The organism is Planomonospora parontospora (assembly GCA_014647935.1).
Classification (GTDB): Bacteria; Actinomycetota; Actinomycetes; order Streptosporangiales; family Streptosporangiaceae; genus Planomonospora; species Planomonospora parontospora.
The window spans coordinates 327,836-343,705 of sequence record BMQD01000004.1; the positions used below are offsets into that span (position 1 = coordinate 327,836).

Sequence of the window (15,870 nt, forward strand, 5' to 3'; positions counted from 1 at the left end):
CGGAGCCGCAGGCCGCCCCGGCTCCGCAGGATCCGGCGCCGGGTCCGCGTGGTCCGCCCGCCCCGCCGGCTCACGCCGGCCCGCTGACCACCCGGTTCCTTCCGGGGTCGCCGACCGGGCGCAGGAAGATCGCGAAGGCCGCCGGGCGGGGCCGTACCAGCTCCAGGCGGCCGCCGTCGGCGGCGGCCAGCGCCCGGGCCAGGGTCAGCCCCAGGCCGGTGCCCCCGGCGCCGCTCATGTTCCGCTCGAAGACGCGGGGCGCGAGGTCGTCGGTGATGCCGGGCCCCTCGTCCGCGACCTCGATCACGATGGACTTGCCGGTGTTGCTGGTGGTCACCGTCACCGGACCGCCGCCGTGCCGCAGGGAGTTCTCCAGCAGCGTGGAGACCACCTGGCTGATGCCGCCGCCGGTGCCCAGGGCCCGCAGGCCGCGCGTGCCGGACAGCACCAGCTTGCGGCCGTCCCGGCGGAAGGCCGGACCCCACTCGATGAACTGCTGGTCCAGCAGGGCGTCGAGGTCGACCACCGCGGTCTGGGCGTGGCGCTGCCGCCGGGCGGCGGCGAGCAGCTCGTCGATGACCGCGGTGAGCCGCTCGGCCTGCACGATCGCCGCCTCGCCCTCCTCCTTGACGACGCTGGGGTCGTCCGCGGCCGCCACGATCTCCTCCAGCCGCATCGTCAGGCCGGTGAGCGGCGTCCGGAGCTGGTGGGAGGCGTCGGTCGCGAACTCCCGCTCCCTGGCCAGCAGGTCGGCGATGCGGGTCGCGCTGCGGTCCAGTACCTCGGCCACCCGGTCGAGCTCCTGGATGCCGTAGCGGTGCTTGCTCGGCCGGGCCTCACCGGAGCCGAGCCGCTCGGCGATCATGGCCAGATCGCGGAGCGGGAGCGTCAGGCGGCGCGACTGGACCACCGCCAGCCCCACCGCCACCGCCATGGCGGCCGCCGCGAGCGCCAGGATGAGCAGGAGCCAGGCGCGGACCTGCTGCTCGACCTGGGTCTTGTCCCGGCTGACCGAGACGTAGACCCCGCTCTCCGACTGGGCGTCCGCACTCATCTTGCGGTCCTCGGGAGGCTCCGCGCCCACCGTGGTCACCTGAGGAGGGGTCCCCCGGGCGTAGATCTGCACGTAGCGCTCGGGATACTTCCTCCCCAGCTGCTCCCGGGTGATGGGCTGCTCCTGGATCCGGGCGTACTCCACCTCGTTGAGCAGGCTCTTCGCCTCCCCCGACAGCTCCTGGATGGCCTCCTCCTGGATCAGGCGGTTGACCGCCACCCCCAGGGGGATACCGAGCAGGAGCACCGCGATGACCGCGACGAGCAGGGTCGAGGAGAGCAGGCGGCGGCGCATTCCCTACTCGCGTTCGAACCGGAAGCCGACCCCTCGAACCGTCGTGATGTAGCGCGGCTTGGCCGCGTCGTCGCCGAGCTTGCGGCGCAGCCAGGAGATGTGCATGTCCAGGGTCTTGGTGGAGCCCCACCAGTTGGTGTCCCACACCTCGCGCATGATCTGCTCGCGGGTGACCACCTTGCCGGCGTCGCGGACCAGCACCCGCAGGAGGTCGAACTCCTTGGTCGTCAGGTGCAGCTCCTTGTCGCCCATCCACGCGCGGCGGGAGTCGGCGTCGATGCGCACGCCCTGGACCACGGGCGTCTCGGAGGTGCCGCGCCGCAGCAGGGCGCGGACCCTGGCCAGCAGTTCGGCGAGGCGGAACGGTTTGGTGACGTAGTCGTCGGCCCCGGCATCGAGGCCCACCACCGTGTCCACCTCGTCCACGCGGGCGGTGAGGATGAGCACGGGCGTGCCGTGCCCTTCGGCGCGAATGCGCCGGGCCACTTCGAGGCCGTCCATCTCGGGCAGGCCGAGGTCAAGAACGATCAGGTCGATGCCACCCGATAGAGCTCGCTCCAGGGCCTGCGGGCCGTCGGGGCTCACCTCCACCTGATAGCCCTCGCGGCGCAGCGCACGCGCCAGTGGCTCGGAGATCGAGGTGTCATCCTCGGCGAGAAGTACGCAGGTCATGTTGAGGATCGTAGGACCTTAAGCGATCGTTTCCCGGGCACAGCGCGCGGTTTGACTCGCCGTTGACCTATCTATTGACCTGGGCAAACACTGATAAATCCCGGACAGACCTCCGGCAGCGCGGCACGACAGGGGAGTACGGCCCCGCCCGGGGGGCCGCCGGAGGGGGATGCGCCCCGGGAGGACCCCGCGGGCTCGGGGACAAAACAGAACACGCCCGACCTGAGTGAACTTGACGGGCGTGTTCCGGCGATTCGCCTCAGGAGGCCGACGGCGGCTCCGCGTAGCGGGCCAGGTAGAGCTGCTCGCCGAGGCTGTCGATCAGCGACAGCTCGGTCTCCAGGTAGTCGATGTGGTGCTCCTCGTCCTGGAGGATCTCCTCGAAGAGGCGGGCGGAGGTGATGTCGCCCTTCTCCCGCATCAGGGCGATCCCCGGCTTGAGCCGCTGGACGACCGAGAGCTCGATGTCGAGGTCGGCGCGGAGCTGCTCGGCGACGGTCTGGCCGATGTGCAGCGTGCCCAGCCGCTGGTAGTTGGGCAGGCCTTCGAGGAAGAGGATGCGGTCGGTCAGCTTCTCCGCGTGGCGCATCTCGTCGATGGACTCTTCGCGGGTGTACTTCGCGAGCTTGGTGTATCCCCAGTTCTCCTGCATCTTGGCGTGCAGGAAGTACTGGTTGATGGCGGTCAGCTCGGCCGTGAGCTGCTCGTTGAGAAGTTCGATTATCTGCTTGTCGCCCTGCATGGCGGGCTCCTCGTGCTATGCGGTCGGCATCAGGTCTTCAGACCGTTTCAGGATCGCACAGATCCTCCGGACGCAAGAAGCGCAGTCCCCTCCCGCGCCCGTGGTGTCGCGGATCTGCCTGGCGCTCCTGGCGCCGGCGGCGATGCAGTCGTGCACCTCGTTCTCCGTGACCGCACGGCAGACGCATACGTACATGGCGGGCGAGGCACCTCTCGGGAAGACGGTCGCATAGGTAAGGCATGCCTAAGGTAACTCACTTTGGTTAGGCTTGCCTACCTGACGGCCGACATATTTTCGTACCTCTTCATGCCAAGAAGGCGTGGATCATCCGTTCCACGCCTTCCAGGAGCACTCCGTACCTTTTCGCGAGGGTCCAGCAGCCCGCGGCCGCCGTCAGCGCTTCAGCCACTCCTCCAGGTGCGGGGCCTCCGCGCCGATCGTGGTGGAGTCGCCGTGCCCGGTGTGCACGACCGTGCGCCCCGGCAGCGTCAGCAGCCGGTCGCGGATCGAGTCGATGATCGTCTCGAACGAGGAGAAGGACCGCCCGGTCGCGCCGGGACCGCCCTGGAACAGGGTGTCGCCGGTGAAGACCGCGCCCACGTCCGGCGCGTGCAGGCACACCGCGCCCGGCGCGTGACCCGGCGTGTGCAGCACGGTCAGCTCCACCCCGCCCGCCGTCAGCACCTGGCCGTCGTGCAGCGGCGTGTACGGCGCGCCGGGATGGACCATCTCCCACAGCACCTGATCGGCCGGGTGCAGCAGGATCGGCGCGTCCACCCGGGCGGCGAGCTCGACGGCGGCGTTGACGTGGTCGTTGTGCGCGTGGGTGCACACGATCGCCGTCACCGACCGGCCGCCGATCCGCTCGGCGATGGCGCCGGCGTCGTGGGCGGCGTCGATCACGACGACCTCCTCGGCGGAGCCGACCAGCCAGACGTTGTTGTCGACGTCCCAGGTCCCGCCGTCGAGCGAGAACGTCCCGGAGGTGACGACCCTGTCGATCACAGGACCACCACCGAGCGCAGGACCTCGCCGCGGTGCATCTTGGCGAACGCGGCCTCGACGTCGCCGAGCCCGACCGTCTCGGTGACGAACCCGTCCAGGTTCAGCCGCCCCTGCAGGTACAGGTCGATCAGCATGGGGAAGTCACGGCTGGGCAGGCAGTCGCCGTACCAGGACGACTTCAGCGCGCCGCCGCGGCCGAAGACGTCCAGCAGCGGCAGCTCCAGCGTCATCTCCGGGGTCGGCACCCCGACCAGGACCACCGTCCCGGCCAGGTCGCGGGCGTAGAACGCCTGTTTGTAGGTCTCCGGCCGGCCGACCGCCTCGATGACCACGTCCGCGCCGAAGCCGCCGGTCAGCTCCCGGACCGCCTCCACCGCGTCGGTCTCGCGGGAGTTCACCGTGTGGGTCGCGCCGAAGCCCTTGGCCCACTCCAGTTTGCGGTCGTCGACGTCCACCGCGATGATCCTCGCCGCACCGGCCAGGGAGGCGCCCAGCACGGCCGCGCTCCCCACGCCGCCGCAGCCGATCACCGCCACGCTGTCGCCCCGGCTCACGCCCCCGGTGTTGATCGCCGCGCCGATGCCCGCCATCACCCCGCAGCCGAGCAGGCCCGCCACCGCCGGAGCCGCCGCCGGATCCACCTTGGTGCACTGCCCGGCCGCCACCAGCGTCTTCTCCGCGAACGCGCCGATGCCCAGGGCCGGGCTCAGCTCGGTGCCGTCGGCCAGCGTCATCTTCTGGGTGGCGTTGTGGGTGGCGAAGCAGTACCACGGCCGGCCGCGCAGGCACGCCCGGCACTGGCCGCAGACCGCCCGCCAGTTGAGGATCACGTGGTCGCCGGGCTCCAGGCCGGTCACCCCCGCGCCGACCGCCTCGACCGTCCCGGCGGCCTCGTGGCCGAGCAGGAACGGGAACTCGTCGTTGATCCCGCCCTCCCGGTAGTGCAGGTCGGTGTGGCAGACCCCGCAGGCCTGCACGTTCACCACCGCCTCACCGGGCCCGGGATCGGGCACCGTGACCGTCTCCAGCGAGACCTCCTGCCCCTTGCCGCGTGCGACCACGCCCTGCACGGTGTACGGCATACGCACCTTGCCCTTCGAGTCTTGATCCCGGCTACCGGCGACAGCCTTTTTCATGGCCTGCCCCGAGTCAATCCCTATCAGACCCGGCCCCGCGCACCCGGCTCCCGGACGCTCCTCAGGGCCGCCGCAGGACGTACGGCTGCACGACGCCCAGCCCCCGGGCGGGCCTGCGCCGGATGCGGCGCACCTCGATCCCGGCGGTCCCCTCGACCGCTCCGGCCAGGGCCTCGTCGACGACGACCGAGCCGGGGCGGGCGATGGCCGTCAGCCGGGCGGCCAGGTTGACCGTCGTCCCGAAGACGTCGCCCATCATGGGCAGCACCGGCCCGTAGGCCAGCCCCACCCGGACGTCGGGTCCCTCCCGCCGGACCGCCTCGCCGAGCTCCAGCGCGATCTCGGCGGCCGTGGCGGGCTCGGCCGCGGTGAACAGCACCTCGTCGCCGATGGTCTTGACCAGCCGCCCGCCGTGCGCGGCCACCACGTCGGCGGCCCGGGACTCGAAGCCCTCGACCAGCTCGGCGAGGCCGTACTCGTCCAGCTCGCGGGAGACCCGGGTGAAGGAGACCAGGTCGGCGAAGCCCACGGCGAGCGTCAGCCGGGTGGGCGGGGCCGGCTCCTCGGCCAGGTCGGCGATGGCGAGCAGCCGGGTGCCCGCGGCGGCGAGCTGGGCGCGCCAGACGTGGACCAGCACCCGCTCGAAGTCGGGCAGCAGCTCCCGCGCGAGCTCCATCACCGCCGCCAGGTCGGCGTCGGCGGGCGGCCGGTCCGGGTCGAGCATCGCGCCGATCACGATCTCGGCCTGCCACTGCGCGAGCCTGGCGGTGGTCTGGCCGAGCGCCCGGGTCATCCGGATGACCGTGGTCTCGTCCAGCAGGCCGCTCTCCATCATCGCCCGGACCCGCGTGAGGACGGCCACGTCGGCGTCGGTGAAGGCCACCTCGTCGTCGGGGAGCGTGGCGAACCCCAGCGCTCGCCAGATCCGCTCGGTGAACGCCTGGGGGATCCCGGAGATCTCGGCGACCTGGATCCTGGTGTAACGGGGCGGCGGGCCGACGAACAGACGCTCGATCTGCTCGGCCGTCGGACGGCCCGTCACCTCCGCCGCACCTCGTCGTCCGGCTCGCCGTCGGCGGCGTCGTCCAGCGCCTGGAACAGCTCGGCCCGCACCTCCTGGATGCGCGGGATGTCGCGGAGCGTGATGCGGCCCTGCTCGCCCGCCGACTCGACGTTGAGGGTGCCGCAGCCGAAGAGCCGCTCCCCGAGGGTCTGGTCCGCGCTGACCGTGTTGACCTTGCTCATCGGGATGTCGTCGTGCGACTTGCTCAGCACGCCCGTGCTGATCGTGAACCGGTGCGAGGTGAGCACATACGAGGTGTTCCGCCACTGCAGGTACGGCACGAACGTCCACACGGTGAGCAGGCCGACGGAGACGACGGCCACGGCCGCCCGGGCGTACCCCTCGTACTCGAAGGCGGGCATGAAGTACATCGCGGCGCCGGAGGCGGCGGCGATGAGGAGCAGCGCCAGGAACGGGACGGCCAGGCACTTCCAGTGCGGGCGGAACGACCGGATGCGCCGCTCCCCCTCCGTCAGGTGGTGATCGGGGAGACCCATGGGACGAATCGTGGCACGACCTGAGGCTCCGCGTCAGGACTCCCGGGGGCGGACGTGCACGACGTCGCCCGCGCTGAGCGTGTGCTCCCGCCCGTCCGACTCCACGACCAGGTGCCCGGCCCGGTCGACGCCGACGGCCAGGCCGGTGAGCACCCGCTCCCCCGGCAGCTCCACCCTGACCTGCCTGCCGACCGTCGCGCTGACGCCCAGGTAGGCGGCCCGCAACCCGCACGCGTCGGCGTCGCCGTCCGCCTCGGACCACTCGCGGTAGTGCGTCTCGACCTCCCGCAGCACCGCCCGGACGAGGGGGTCCCGGTCGGCGCAGACGGCGTTCTCCAGGGCGAGCGAGGTGGCCGTCTCCACCGGCAGCTCGTCGGCGCGCAGGCTCACGTTGAGCCCGACGCCGACGATCACCGCGTCGCCGACCCGCTCGGCGAGCACTCCGGCGAGCTTGCGCTCCCCGACCAGCAGGTCGTTGGGCCACTTCAGGCGGACGTCGACCTCCGCCACCCGGCGCACCGCCGACGCCGCGGCCAGGCCGACGAGCAGCGGGAGCCAGCCCTGACGGGCCGGGGACGGGTCGGGCCGCAGCAGCATCGAGAAGGTCAGGCCCGCGCGCGGCGGCGCCGACCAGACCCTGCCGAGCCTGCCGCGCCCGGCCGCCTGCGACTCCGCGATGACCACGGTCCCCTGCCGGGCGCCGTCGCGCGCGGCCTGCGCCAGGTCGGCGTTGGTCGAGCCGGTCCTGCCGACGACGGTGATGCCGGACCAGAGCCCGCCGGGACGGACGAGCGCGCGGGTGAGCGCCGCCTGGGAGAGGGGCGGGCGGTCGAGGTCGGTGAAGGGGGACGCCGGAGACGCCGGGGACGCCGGGGACGACCAGGACGACGAGGACGACGAGGACGCTGTCACCTCTCCATCTTCCCTCCCCGCACGACCGCCCGGGGCCCGCCGAGGGCGGCGGCCGGTGGACGCCGCGAACGTATATTGGGCCGGCGGACGGGTCCCGGCCGCCCGTACCGGCCGGAAGAGGGCGAAGAATGGAACGCATGAGGAACGCGCGCACGCGGAGACGTCTCGACCCGCGCAACTGGGCGAGCTGGAAGCCCTTCGGGATCGGCGAGCGCAAGCCGAACAACTACCTGGAGCTGGTCAAGGCGTTCCGGTCGGTGAAGGGCAACCGCCGCTACGCCTGGCGGCTCCTCACTCAGGGGACCTGCGACGGGTGCGCGCTGGGGACCAAGGGCATGCGCGACTGGACCATGGACGAGGTCCACCTGTGCAACATCCGGCTCCGGCTGCTCAAGCTGAACACCATGCCCGCCCTCGACGTCTCGCTGCTGGCCGACGTCTCCGGTCTGGAACGGATGCGCAGCGCGGAGCTGCGCGACCTGGGGCGCCTGCCGTACCCGATGCTGAGGCGGGCGGGCGAGCCCGGCTTCACCAGGATCGGCTGGGACGAGGCGCTGGACCTGGCCGCGCCGCACCTGCGCGACGGCTCCCGGTTCGGGGTCTACCTGACCAGCCGGGGCGTGCCGAACGAGAACTACTTCGCCGCGCAGAAGGCGGTGCGGGCGCTGGGCTCCAACTCGGTGGACAACGCGGCCCGCATCTGCCACTCGCCCTCGACCGTGGCGCTGAAGCAGTCGATCGGCGCGGCGGCCACCACCTGCTCCTACACCGACTGGATCGGCTCGGATCTGATCGTCTTCATCGGCTCCAACCCGTCGAACAACCAGCCGGTCGCGATGAAGTACCTCTACCACGCCAAGAAGGCCGGGACGAAGGTCGCGATGGTCAACGCCTACCGCGAGCCCGGCATGGACAAGTACTGGGTGCCGTCCAACGCCGAGTCCGCGCTGTTCGGCACGAAGATCACCGATCACTTCTTCGGGGTGAACGTCGGCGGCGACATCGGCTTCCTGAACGGCGTGCTCAAGCACCTGATCGAGACCGGCCGGGTGGACGAGGCCTGGGTGGCCGAGCACACGACCGGCTTCGAGGAGGTGCGCGAGGCCGTCGCCGGGCAGTCCTGGGAGGAGTTGGAGGCGCTGTCGGGCGCGACCCGGGAGCAGATGCGCGAGCTGGCCGGGCTGCTGGGCGAGGCGAGGTCGGCGGTGCTGGTCTGGTCGATGGGCATCACCCAGCACACCTACGGCGAGGACAACGTCCGGGCGATCGTGAACCTGGCGCTGTCCAGGGGCTTCGTCGGCCGCGACCACTGCGGCCTGATGCCGATCCGCGGCCACAGCGGCGTGCAGGGCGGCGCCGAGATGGGCGCCTACGCGACCGGCCTGCCCGGCGGCCTGCCCGTCACCGGGGAGAACGCCCGGCGCTTCGCCGACCTGTGGGGCTTCGAGGTGCCCATCGCGCCCGGCCTGACCGCGACCGACATGATCGACGCGGCCCACGCCGGCGAGCTGGACGCCCTCGTCTCCAGCGGCGGCAACTTCCTGGAGGTCCTGCCCGACCCGGCCTACTGCCGCGAGGCCCTGTCGCGCCTGCGGCTGCGCGTGCACGTCGACATCGTGCTGTCGTCGCAGATGCTCGTCCCCGCCGACGACGGCGACGTGCTGCTGCTGCCCGCCCAGACCCGCTACGAGATGGCCGGCGGCGTCACCGAGACCTCCACCGAGCGGCGGATCATCTTCTCCCCCGAGGTCGAGGGCCCCCGGATCGGCGAGGCCCGGCCCGAGTGGCGGATCTTCACCGAGCTGGCCGCCCGCGCCCGGCCGGAGCTGGCCGACCGGCTCCGCTACTCCGGCACCCCGGAGATCCGCGCGGACATCGAGCGGGCCGTGCCGTTCTACCAGGGCATCGCCGGGCTGTCGGAGTTCGGGGACAACGTCCAGTACGGCGGGCGGCACCTGTGCCCCGGCGGCCGCTTCCCCACCCCCGACGGGCGGGGCCGCTTCGCCCCCGTCGCCCTGCCGGCCCTGGAGCGCCCGGACGGGTCGTTCATGGTCGCCACCCGGCGCGGCAAGCAGTTCAACAGCATGGTCCACGAGCGGCGCGACGGCTTCAACGGCGCCACCCGCGAGGCCGTCCTGATCAGCACCCACGACGCCGACCGGCTCGGCCTGGCCGACGGCGACGCGGTGGAGCTGCGCTCGGTCACCGGGGAGCGGGCCTTCCGCGGCCGGGTGCTGCGGGCCCCGCTGATGCCCGGCAACCTGCAGATCCACTGGCCGGAGGGGAACGTCCTGCTGGACGCCTCCCGCCGCTCCCCCGACGCCCGGATCCCCGACTACAACGCCCTCGCCACGATCACGAAGCTCCCCGCGTGATCGCCGGCGACGGCGCCGTCCGGGGCGGGCCGGACCCGTCGTCCGGCGGGGCGGGTGCCCCGCTCGGAGGGCGGGAGCCGTCGGCGGAGATCGGACGCCCGGCCTGGGAGCGGGAGCCGCCGGTGGAGGAGGCCAGGCCGCCGGGGCCGACCACCCGGGTGCGGATCCGGGAGTTCTCCGGCGGCGCCGTGCGGGACCGGCGCGACGACCTGGCCACCGAGGAGCCGCTGGAGATCCGCCTGGCGGCGGGCGGAGAGCGCCGTACCGTCGCCGTCACCATGCGCACCCCCGGCCACGACTTCGAGCTGGCCGCCGGGTTCCTGTACGGCGAGGGCGTCGTCCCCGCCGGAGGATCCACTGAGGGATCCGCCGGCGAGTCCGGCGGCATCGCGTCGATCTCCTACTGCACCGACGCGGACGTGGCGCCCGAGGCGCGCCGCAACACGGTCACCGTACGGCTGCGCGGCGCGCGCCTGCCTGCGCTGCCGTCGCTGGAGCGGCACTTCACGACCTCCAGCGCCTGCGGCGTCTGCGGCGCCGCCGGCCTCGACGCCCTGCACTCCCGGTGCCTGGCGCCGATCGCGGAGCCCGGCCCGCCGCTGGCCCCGGAGACCCTGTACGGCCTGCCGGACGCGCTCCGGCGGGCCCAGGGGGTGTTCGGCAAGACCGGCGGCCTGCACGCGGCGGGGCTGTTCACCCCGGACGGCGCGCTGGTGGCGCTCCGCGAGGACGTGGGGCGGCACAACGCGGTGGACAAACTAGTCGGCCGGGCCCTGCTGGACGGCCGCCTGCCGCTGACCGGGCACGTGCTGATGGTGAGCGGCCGGACCAGCTACGAGATCCTGCAGAAGGCCCTGGCCGCGGGCCTGCCGGTGGTCTGCGCGGTCTCCGCGCCGTCCTCCCTGGCGGTGGACCTGGCCCGCGAGTTCGGCATCACGCTGGTCGGCTTCCTGCGCGGCGAGCGCTTCAACGTCTACTCCCGCCCCGACCGCGTCCGCGCTCCCGCGCCCGGCCCCTGATCCGCCCGGTTTCCCCGACCGAGGCCGGTTGACTTCCTCCATCATGACGCCTCTGAGAGAAGTGCAGTTCTGATAACTGCACTTCTCTCAGAAGGTGAGCGGATGCGGAAGCCGGAGGACATGTTCGACCGCGACCGCGAGTGGGCGGCGCTGGTGAAGTTCGCGACCGACGAGCAGCCGGGGGCCACGCTGGGCGTCGTCTCGGGCCGCCGCCGCCAGGGCAAGAGCTTCCTGCTGGAGACGCTCTGCCAGGAGCTCGGCGGGTTCTACTTCTCGGCGCAGGAGGCGACCGACACCGAGTCCCTGACGCTCATCGGGGACGCCCTGACCAGGCATCTCGATCCGGTGATCCCGTTCACGCCGTCGAACTGGTCCATGGTGATCGATGTCCTGCTGCGGATCGGGCAGGACCGCCCGGTTCCGGTGGTGATCGACGAGTTCCCCTACCTCGCCCGCGCCAACCCGGCGCTGCCCTCGATCATCCAGGGCGCCTACGCTCCGCGCCGGGCCGAGCGCACGTCCTCGAAGACGCGCCTGCTGCTGTGCGGCTCGGCCATGTCGTTCATGGGGAGGCTGCTCTCCGGCAACGCGCCGCTGCGCGGCCGGGCATCGCTGGACCTGCCGGTCAACACCCTCGACTACCGGCTCGCCGCGCGGTTCTGGGAGCTGGACGACCCCCGGCTCGCCCTGATGGTCCACGCCGTCGTCGGCGGCACGCCCGCCTACCGCACCGAGATGATCCGTTATGACGCGCCCCGCGACACCGCCGACTTCGACGACTGGGTCGTCCGTGCCGTCCTGTCTCCGGGCAGCCCGATGTTCCTGGAGGCGCGCTACCTCCTCGCGGAGGAGCCCGATCTGCGGGACGGTGCCCTATACCACTCGGTGCTGAGCGCCATCGCTGAAGGCAACAGCGGACGGGGCGGAATCGCCGGGTACGTGGGCCGCAAGAGCAACGAGCTCTCCCATCCGCTGACCGTCCTGGAGGACGCAGGACTCATCGAGCGCGAGACCGACGCCTTCCGCGGCAACCGCACCGACTTCCGGATCAAGGAGCCGCTTCTCGCCTTCTACCACGCGATGATGCGCCCCTTCTGGCCGCAGCTCCTGCGCGGCACCGCCACCGAGCGGATCTGGCAGCGCGCCCGGCAGCGGTTCACCGGGAACGTGCTCGGGCCGCACTTCGAACGGGTGTGCCGGGAGTGGACGCTGTACTTCGCCGAGGAGCGCTTCGGCGGCTGGCCCTCCCAGGTGACCGCCGGAACCGTCAACGATCCGGCCGCTCGGACCACGCACGAGGTGGACGTCGCGGCCGTCGGCCACGCCGAGGACGGCAGACCCCCACTGCTCGCCATCGGCGAGGTCGAATGGGGTGAGACGATGGGACTCGGGCACCTGGCGCGGCTTCGGAACATTCACGGGCTGATCCGCCGCAACGACAGATACGACAGCTCACAGACCCGGCTGGTGTGCTATTCCGGGGCCGGATTCACCGAGGAACTCCTCCAGGCGAGGGACCGCGGAGAGGTCGACCTGGTCGGGCTCGACGACCTGTACGGCTCGGCCTGAGCCTGCTCGGATCTCGTCGGCGGCCCTCCGTGGTCCTCACGGCGCCACCCGACCGGATCGACGGTAGCCGTGGTTTCCCATGCTCAACGGACCAGACAAGAACTAGACTAAGTCTAGCCAAGCCTGATCGGCAGGGGGAATGCGGTGGCGGAGCAGTTCAACATCCACGAGGCGAAGACCCAGCTCTCCAGGATCCTGGAGCGGGTGGAGCACGGCGAGGAGGTGGTCATCTCCCGGGCGGGCCGGCCCATCGCGAAGGTCGTGCCGCTCAGGACGTCCGTCCGCCGCCGCGGCCGGGGGTCCCTGCGGGGAACGCTCGCCATGGCCGATGACTGGGACGCACCACAGGTCAACGAGGGCATCGCCGAGGAGTTCGGGCTCTGACCATGCGGCTGCTGCTGGACACCCACGTGATCCTCTGGTGGCTCTCGGACGACGAGACGCTGTCCGGCGAGATCAAGGACCTGATCGACACGGAGAGCGATGTCTTCGTGAGCGCGGCCACCATCTGGGAGGTGGGCATCAAGCAGGCTCTCGGCAAGCTCGCGCCGGCGGATCTCCCGGAGAGGATCCTCGGCTGCGAGCTGCGTGAGCTCGTGATCACGCCCACGCACGCCCTCACCGCGGCCCGGCTGCCGCCCCTGCACCGCGACCCCTTCGACCGCATGCTCATCGCGCAGGCCCGCTGCGAAGGGCTGACCCTGGTCACCCGGGACGAGGAGATCCAGAAATACGACGTCATGCTGCTCCGCGCCTGACACCGCCGGGCCTGACATCGCCGGGTCCTGCGGCCTGCACGGCCCCGGCCCGAGCCCGCCCGGCCGGGCGCCGTACGGCCCTGTGGCGGGGGCCGTACGGCGCGGTCCGGGTCAGCCGGTGTTCTGCAGGCCGGCGGCGACGCCGTTGACCGACAGGAGCAGGAGCGTGGACAGGCGGTCGCGCTCCTCGTCCGGCAGGTCGTCGGCGCGGAGCCGGGACAGGGCGCGCAGCTGCAGGTGCGAGAGCGCGTCCACGTACGGGTCGCGGAGCTGGACCGCGCGCGACAGCACCCGGCGGTTCTCCAGCAGGCGGGTGTGCCCGGTGACCTCCAGGACCAGGCGGCGGGTCAGGTCGTACTCGGTGAGGACCTGCTCCAGGAAGTCCTCCCGGCCGCCGAGGGCCAGGTAGCGGGAGGCGATGTCCCGGTCGGTCTTGGCCAGCGACATCTCCGCGTTGTCCAGCAGGGCGGCGAACAGCGGCCACTCGCGGTAGGCGGCGCGCAGCTCCTCCATGCCGGTCTCGGAGGCGACCGCCGCCAGGCCGCTGCCCAGGCCGTACCAGCCGGGCAGGTTGACCCGGGTCTGCGCCCAGGCGAACACCCACGGGATGGCCCGCAGGTCGTCCAGCGACTTGGGGGCGCCCAGGCCGCGGCGGGCCGGGCGGGAGCCCAGGCGCAGCGAGCCGATCTCCTCCAGCGGGCTGACCAGGGAGAACCACTCGGGGAAGCCGGGGGCCTCGGTGAGCGAGCGGTAGGCCTTCTCCGAGGCGGAGGCGACCTGCTGGGCCAGCGTGCGGAAGCGGCCGGCGGCCTGCGCCGTGCGGGCCTCGACGGTCGGGGTGGAGGCCAGCAGCACCGCCGAGGTGACCTGCTCCAGGTGGCGGCGGGCGATGGCCTCGTGGCCGTACCGGGCGAAGATGACCTCGCCCTGCTCGGTGACCTTGAACCGGCCGCCGACCGAACCGGGCGCCTGGGCGAGCACCGCCCGGTTGGCCGGGCCGCCGCCCCGGCCCAGGGCGCCGCCCCGGCCGTGGAAGAGCGTCAGCTTCACGTCGTGCTCCGCGGCCCAGGCGGCCAGCGCCTCCTGCGCCTCGTACAGCTTCAGGGTGGCGGCGGCCGGGCCGAGCTCCTTGGCGGAGTCGGAGTAGCCGAGCATGACCTCCAGCCGCCTGCCGCTCGCCGCGAGGCGGGCCTGGACGGCGGGGATCTCCAGCATCCCGGAGAGCACGGCGGGCGCGGCGGCCAGGTCGGCGCCGGACTCGAAGAGCGGCACCACGTCGAGCACCGGGGCGCGCTCGCCGAGGGCGTGCGCGGCCAGCTCGTAGACGGCGGCGATGTCGGCGGCCGAGCGGGTGAAGGAGACGACGTAGCGGGAGCAGGCGGTCACCCCGAACCGCTCCTGGATCCAGCCGATCGTCCGGATGGTGGCCAGGACCTCCTCGGTGCGCTCGGAGGTCTCGCCCTCGGCGATCTCGGCCAGCGCGGCGGCGTGGACCTGGGAGTGCTGGCGCACCTCCAGCTCGGCCAGGTGGAAGCCGAAGGTCTCCGCCTGCCAGATCAGGTGCTGCAGCTCGCCGTAGGCCTGCCGCCTCGCCCCGGCGGCCGCCAGGGAGTCCTGGACCAGGCGCAGGTCGGCCAGGAACTCCTCCGGCGAGCGGTAGGCCAGGTCGAGGCCGCGCTGCCGGGTGGCGGCGATGCGGGCCGCGACGAACAGCAGCCACTGGCGGTGCGGCTCCCGGGGGGAGCGGGTCGCCATCTCCGAGACCAGCTCGGGGTGGTCGTGCTCGGCCTGGGTCAGCGCGGCCCGCAGCTCCGGCGAGGCCGGGGTGTACTCGGCGGTCACGGTGAGGGTCCGGCCGATCCGCGAGGTGGCGTTCTCCAGCGCGATCAGCACGTGCTCGGCCTGGATGAGCACGGCGTCGCGGGTGACCCGGGCGGTGACGTTGGGGTTGCCGTCGCGGTCGCCGCCGATCCAGCTGCCGTAGCGGATGAAGGGCCGGGCCAGCGGCTCGCGGGTGCCGCTGCCCTCGCCGAGCGCGGCGTCCATCGTCCGGTAGACCTGCGGGACCATCCGGAACAGGGTCTCGTCGAAGGCCGCCATGGCGGTGCGGACCTCGTCCAGCGGGTCGAGCTTGGTGTGCCGGAGCTGGGCGGTCCGCCAGAGCAGGTCGATCTCCTCCAGCAGCCGCCGCCGGGTCTCGGCGCGCTCGGCGGCGCCCCGCTCGGGGCTGTTGTAGGCGGCGAGCTGGGCGCTGATCCGCTGGATCGCGGTGACCACCGCGCGCCTGCGCGCCTCGGTCGGGTGCGCGGTCAGCACCGGGTGCAGCCGCAGATCTCCGACCAGCTCGGCGACGCGCTCGCCGCCGAGTTCCTGGACGGCCTGGGCCAGCGACTCGGGCAGCGGCTCCTCGCCGGTGTCGCGGACGCGGAGCGTGCGGATGCGGAAGTGCTCCTCGGCCAGGTTCGCCAGGTGGAAGTAGCAGGTGAAGGCGCGGGCGATCTTGACCGCCCTGCTGACCGGCCATCCGGCGACCATCGAGGTGATCTCGTCGACGGAGATCTCCCCGCGGCGGGCCGCGATGACGGCCTTGCGGAGGCGTTCGACATCGGCGAGCAGGTCGTCGCCGCCGTGCTCGGCGATGACCTGGCCCAGCAGCCCGCCGAGCAGCCGCACGTCCGCGCGGAGCTCGTCGGGCATCTCGGTGACAGCGGAAGAACGTTCTGCCTGGTTGGGCGCGCTGGCGGACATGCCGACAGGGTATCGAGTCCGTTTTC

15 protein-coding genes are annotated in these 15,870 nt (G+C 72.5%); 5 read left to right on the top strand and 10 right to left on the bottom strand.

Features of this window, described 5'->3' with window-relative positions:
• Window positions 1-70: 70 nt before the first annotated feature.
• From IEZ07_RS08975 to IEZ07_RS09015, 9 genes are all read right to left on the bottom strand, one after another.
• On the bottom strand, window positions 71-1,348 hold the full coding sequence (locus IEZ07_RS08975) for an ATP-binding protein (protein ID WP_068894523.1): 1,278 nt from the start codon (window positions 1,346-1,348) through the stop codon (window positions 71-73).
• 3 nt (window positions 1,349-1,351) lie between these two features.
• Window positions 1,352-2,020, bottom strand: a complete 669-nt coding sequence (locus IEZ07_RS08980; protein WP_012888073.1) for a response regulator transcription factor — start codon at window positions 2,018-2,020, stop codon at window positions 1,352-1,354.
• 259 nt (window positions 2,021-2,279) lie between these two features.
• The gene (gene bfr, locus IEZ07_RS08985; protein WP_191894300.1) at window positions 2,280-2,762 is read right to left on the bottom strand and encodes a bacterioferritin; all 483 of its coding nucleotides are present in this window, start codon (window positions 2,760-2,762) and stop codon (window positions 2,280-2,282) included.
• A 15-nt stretch (window positions 2,763-2,777) separates the two neighbouring features.
• Entirely contained in the window at window positions 2,778-2,957 is a 180-nt protein-coding gene (locus tag IEZ07_RS08990) for a (2Fe-2S)-binding protein (protein ID WP_084007991.1), read from the bottom strand.
• A gap of 198 nt (window positions 2,958-3,155) precedes the next feature.
• Window positions 3,156-3,767: an MBL fold metallo-hydrolase gene (locus IEZ07_RS08995; protein WP_191894301.1), complete on the bottom strand. Its 612-nt coding sequence runs from the start codon at window positions 3,765-3,767 to the stop codon at window positions 3,156-3,158.
• On the bottom strand, window positions 3,764-4,849 hold the full coding sequence (locus tag IEZ07_RS09000; RefSeq protein ID WP_191894302.1) for an S-(hydroxymethyl)mycothiol dehydrogenase: 1,086 nt from the start codon (window positions 4,847-4,849) through the stop codon (window positions 3,764-3,766). Before IEZ07_RS09000 ends, IEZ07_RS08995 begins: the two co-directional genes overlap by 4 nt.
• Before the next feature lie 115 nt (window positions 4,850-4,964).
• Window positions 4,965-5,945 carry an adenylate/guanylate cyclase domain-containing protein gene (locus IEZ07_RS09005; protein WP_191894303.1) on the bottom strand — a complete coding sequence of 327 codons (981 nt, stop codon included), beginning with the start codon at window positions 5,943-5,945 and terminating at the stop codon, window positions 4,965-4,967.
• On the bottom strand, window positions 5,942-6,463 hold the full coding sequence (locus IEZ07_RS09010; protein WP_191894304.1) for a PH domain-containing protein: 522 nt from the start codon (window positions 6,461-6,463) through the stop codon (window positions 5,942-5,944). The genes IEZ07_RS09005 and IEZ07_RS09010 overlap by 4 nt, the downstream gene beginning before the upstream one ends.
• A 33-nt stretch (window positions 6,464-6,496) precedes the next feature.
• The gene (locus IEZ07_RS09015) at window positions 6,497-7,375 is read right to left on the bottom strand and encodes a biotin--[acetyl-CoA-carboxylase] ligase (RefSeq protein WP_191894305.1); all 879 of its coding nucleotides are present in this window, start codon (window positions 7,373-7,375) and stop codon (window positions 6,497-6,499) included.
• 137 nt (window positions 7,376-7,512) lie between these two features.
• Between IEZ07_RS09015 and IEZ07_RS09020 the strand changes: the two genes are divergently transcribed.
• From IEZ07_RS09020 to IEZ07_RS09040, 5 genes are all read left to right on the top strand, one after another.
• On the top strand, window positions 7,513-9,750 hold the full coding sequence (locus IEZ07_RS09020) for an FdhF/YdeP family oxidoreductase (RefSeq protein ID WP_191894306.1): 2,238 nt from the start codon (window positions 7,513-7,515) through the stop codon (window positions 9,748-9,750).
• On the top strand, window positions 9,747-10,769 hold the full coding sequence (fdhD, locus tag IEZ07_RS09025) for a formate dehydrogenase accessory sulfurtransferase FdhD (RefSeq protein ID WP_373868847.1): 1,023 nt from the start codon (window positions 9,747-9,749) through the stop codon (window positions 10,767-10,769). Before IEZ07_RS09020 ends, fdhD begins: the two co-directional genes overlap by 4 nt.
• A gap of 102 nt (window positions 10,770-10,871) precedes the next feature.
• Complete coding sequence (locus tag IEZ07_RS09030) at window positions 10,872-12,338, top strand: AAA family ATPase (RefSeq protein ID WP_191894307.1); 1,467 nt, start codon at window positions 10,872-10,874, stop codon at window positions 12,336-12,338.
• A 144-nt stretch (window positions 12,339-12,482) separates the two neighbouring features.
• Window positions 12,483-12,722 carry a type II toxin-antitoxin system Phd/YefM family antitoxin gene (locus tag IEZ07_RS09035; protein ID WP_204054319.1) on the top strand — a complete coding sequence of 80 codons (240 nt, stop codon included), beginning with the start codon at window positions 12,483-12,485 and terminating at the stop codon, window positions 12,720-12,722.
• Window positions 12,723-12,724: 2 nt separating this feature from the next.
• Window positions 12,725-13,096: a type II toxin-antitoxin system VapC family toxin gene (locus IEZ07_RS09040; RefSeq protein WP_191894308.1), complete on the top strand. Its 372-nt coding sequence runs from the start codon at window positions 12,725-12,727 to the stop codon at window positions 13,094-13,096.
• 111 nt (window positions 13,097-13,207) lie between these two features.
• Here the strand turns inward: IEZ07_RS09040 and IEZ07_RS09045 are convergent, their stop codons facing one another.
• Window positions 13,208-15,844: a phosphoenolpyruvate carboxylase gene (locus IEZ07_RS09045; RefSeq protein WP_191894309.1), complete on the bottom strand. Its 2,637-nt coding sequence runs from the start codon at window positions 15,842-15,844 to the stop codon at window positions 13,208-13,210.
• Between the last annotated feature and the right edge of the window lie 26 nt (window positions 15,845-15,870).

Coding starts and splice junctions, on each gene's coding strand:
- IEZ07_RS09045 (WP_191894309.1), bottom strand. CDS start 15,844: ATGTCCGCCAGCGCGCCCAACCAGGCAGAACGTTCTTCCGCTGTCACC.
- IEZ07_RS09020 (WP_191894306.1), top strand. CDS start 7,513: ATGAGGAACGCGCGCACGCGGAGACGTCTCGACCCGCGCAACTGGGCG.
- bfr (WP_191894300.1), bottom strand. CDS start 2,762: ATGCAGGGCGACAAGCAGATAATCGAACTTCTCAACGAGCAGCTCACG.
- IEZ07_RS08990 (WP_084007991.1), bottom strand. CDS start 2,957: ATGTACGTATGCGTCTGCCGTGCGGTCACGGAGAACGAGGTGCACGAC.
- IEZ07_RS09040 (WP_191894308.1), top strand. CDS start 12,725: ATGCGGCTGCTGCTGGACACCCACGTGATCCTCTGGTGGCTCTCGGAC.
- IEZ07_RS08975 (WP_068894523.1), bottom strand. CDS start 1,348: ATGCGCCGCCGCCTGCTCTCCTCGACCCTGCTCGTCGCGGTCATCGCG.
- IEZ07_RS09000 (WP_191894302.1), bottom strand. CDS start 4,849: ATGCCGTACACCGTGCAGGGCGTGGTCGCACGCGGCAAGGGGCAGGAG.
- IEZ07_RS09030 (WP_191894307.1), top strand. CDS start 10,872: ATGCGGAAGCCGGAGGACATGTTCGACCGCGACCGCGAGTGGGCGGCG.
- IEZ07_RS09010 (WP_191894304.1), bottom strand. CDS start 6,463: ATGGGTCTCCCCGATCACCACCTGACGGAGGGGGAGCGGCGCATCCGG.
- IEZ07_RS08980 (WP_012888073.1), bottom strand. CDS start 2,020: ATGACCTGCGTACTTCTCGCCGAGGATGACACCTCGATCTCCGAGCCA.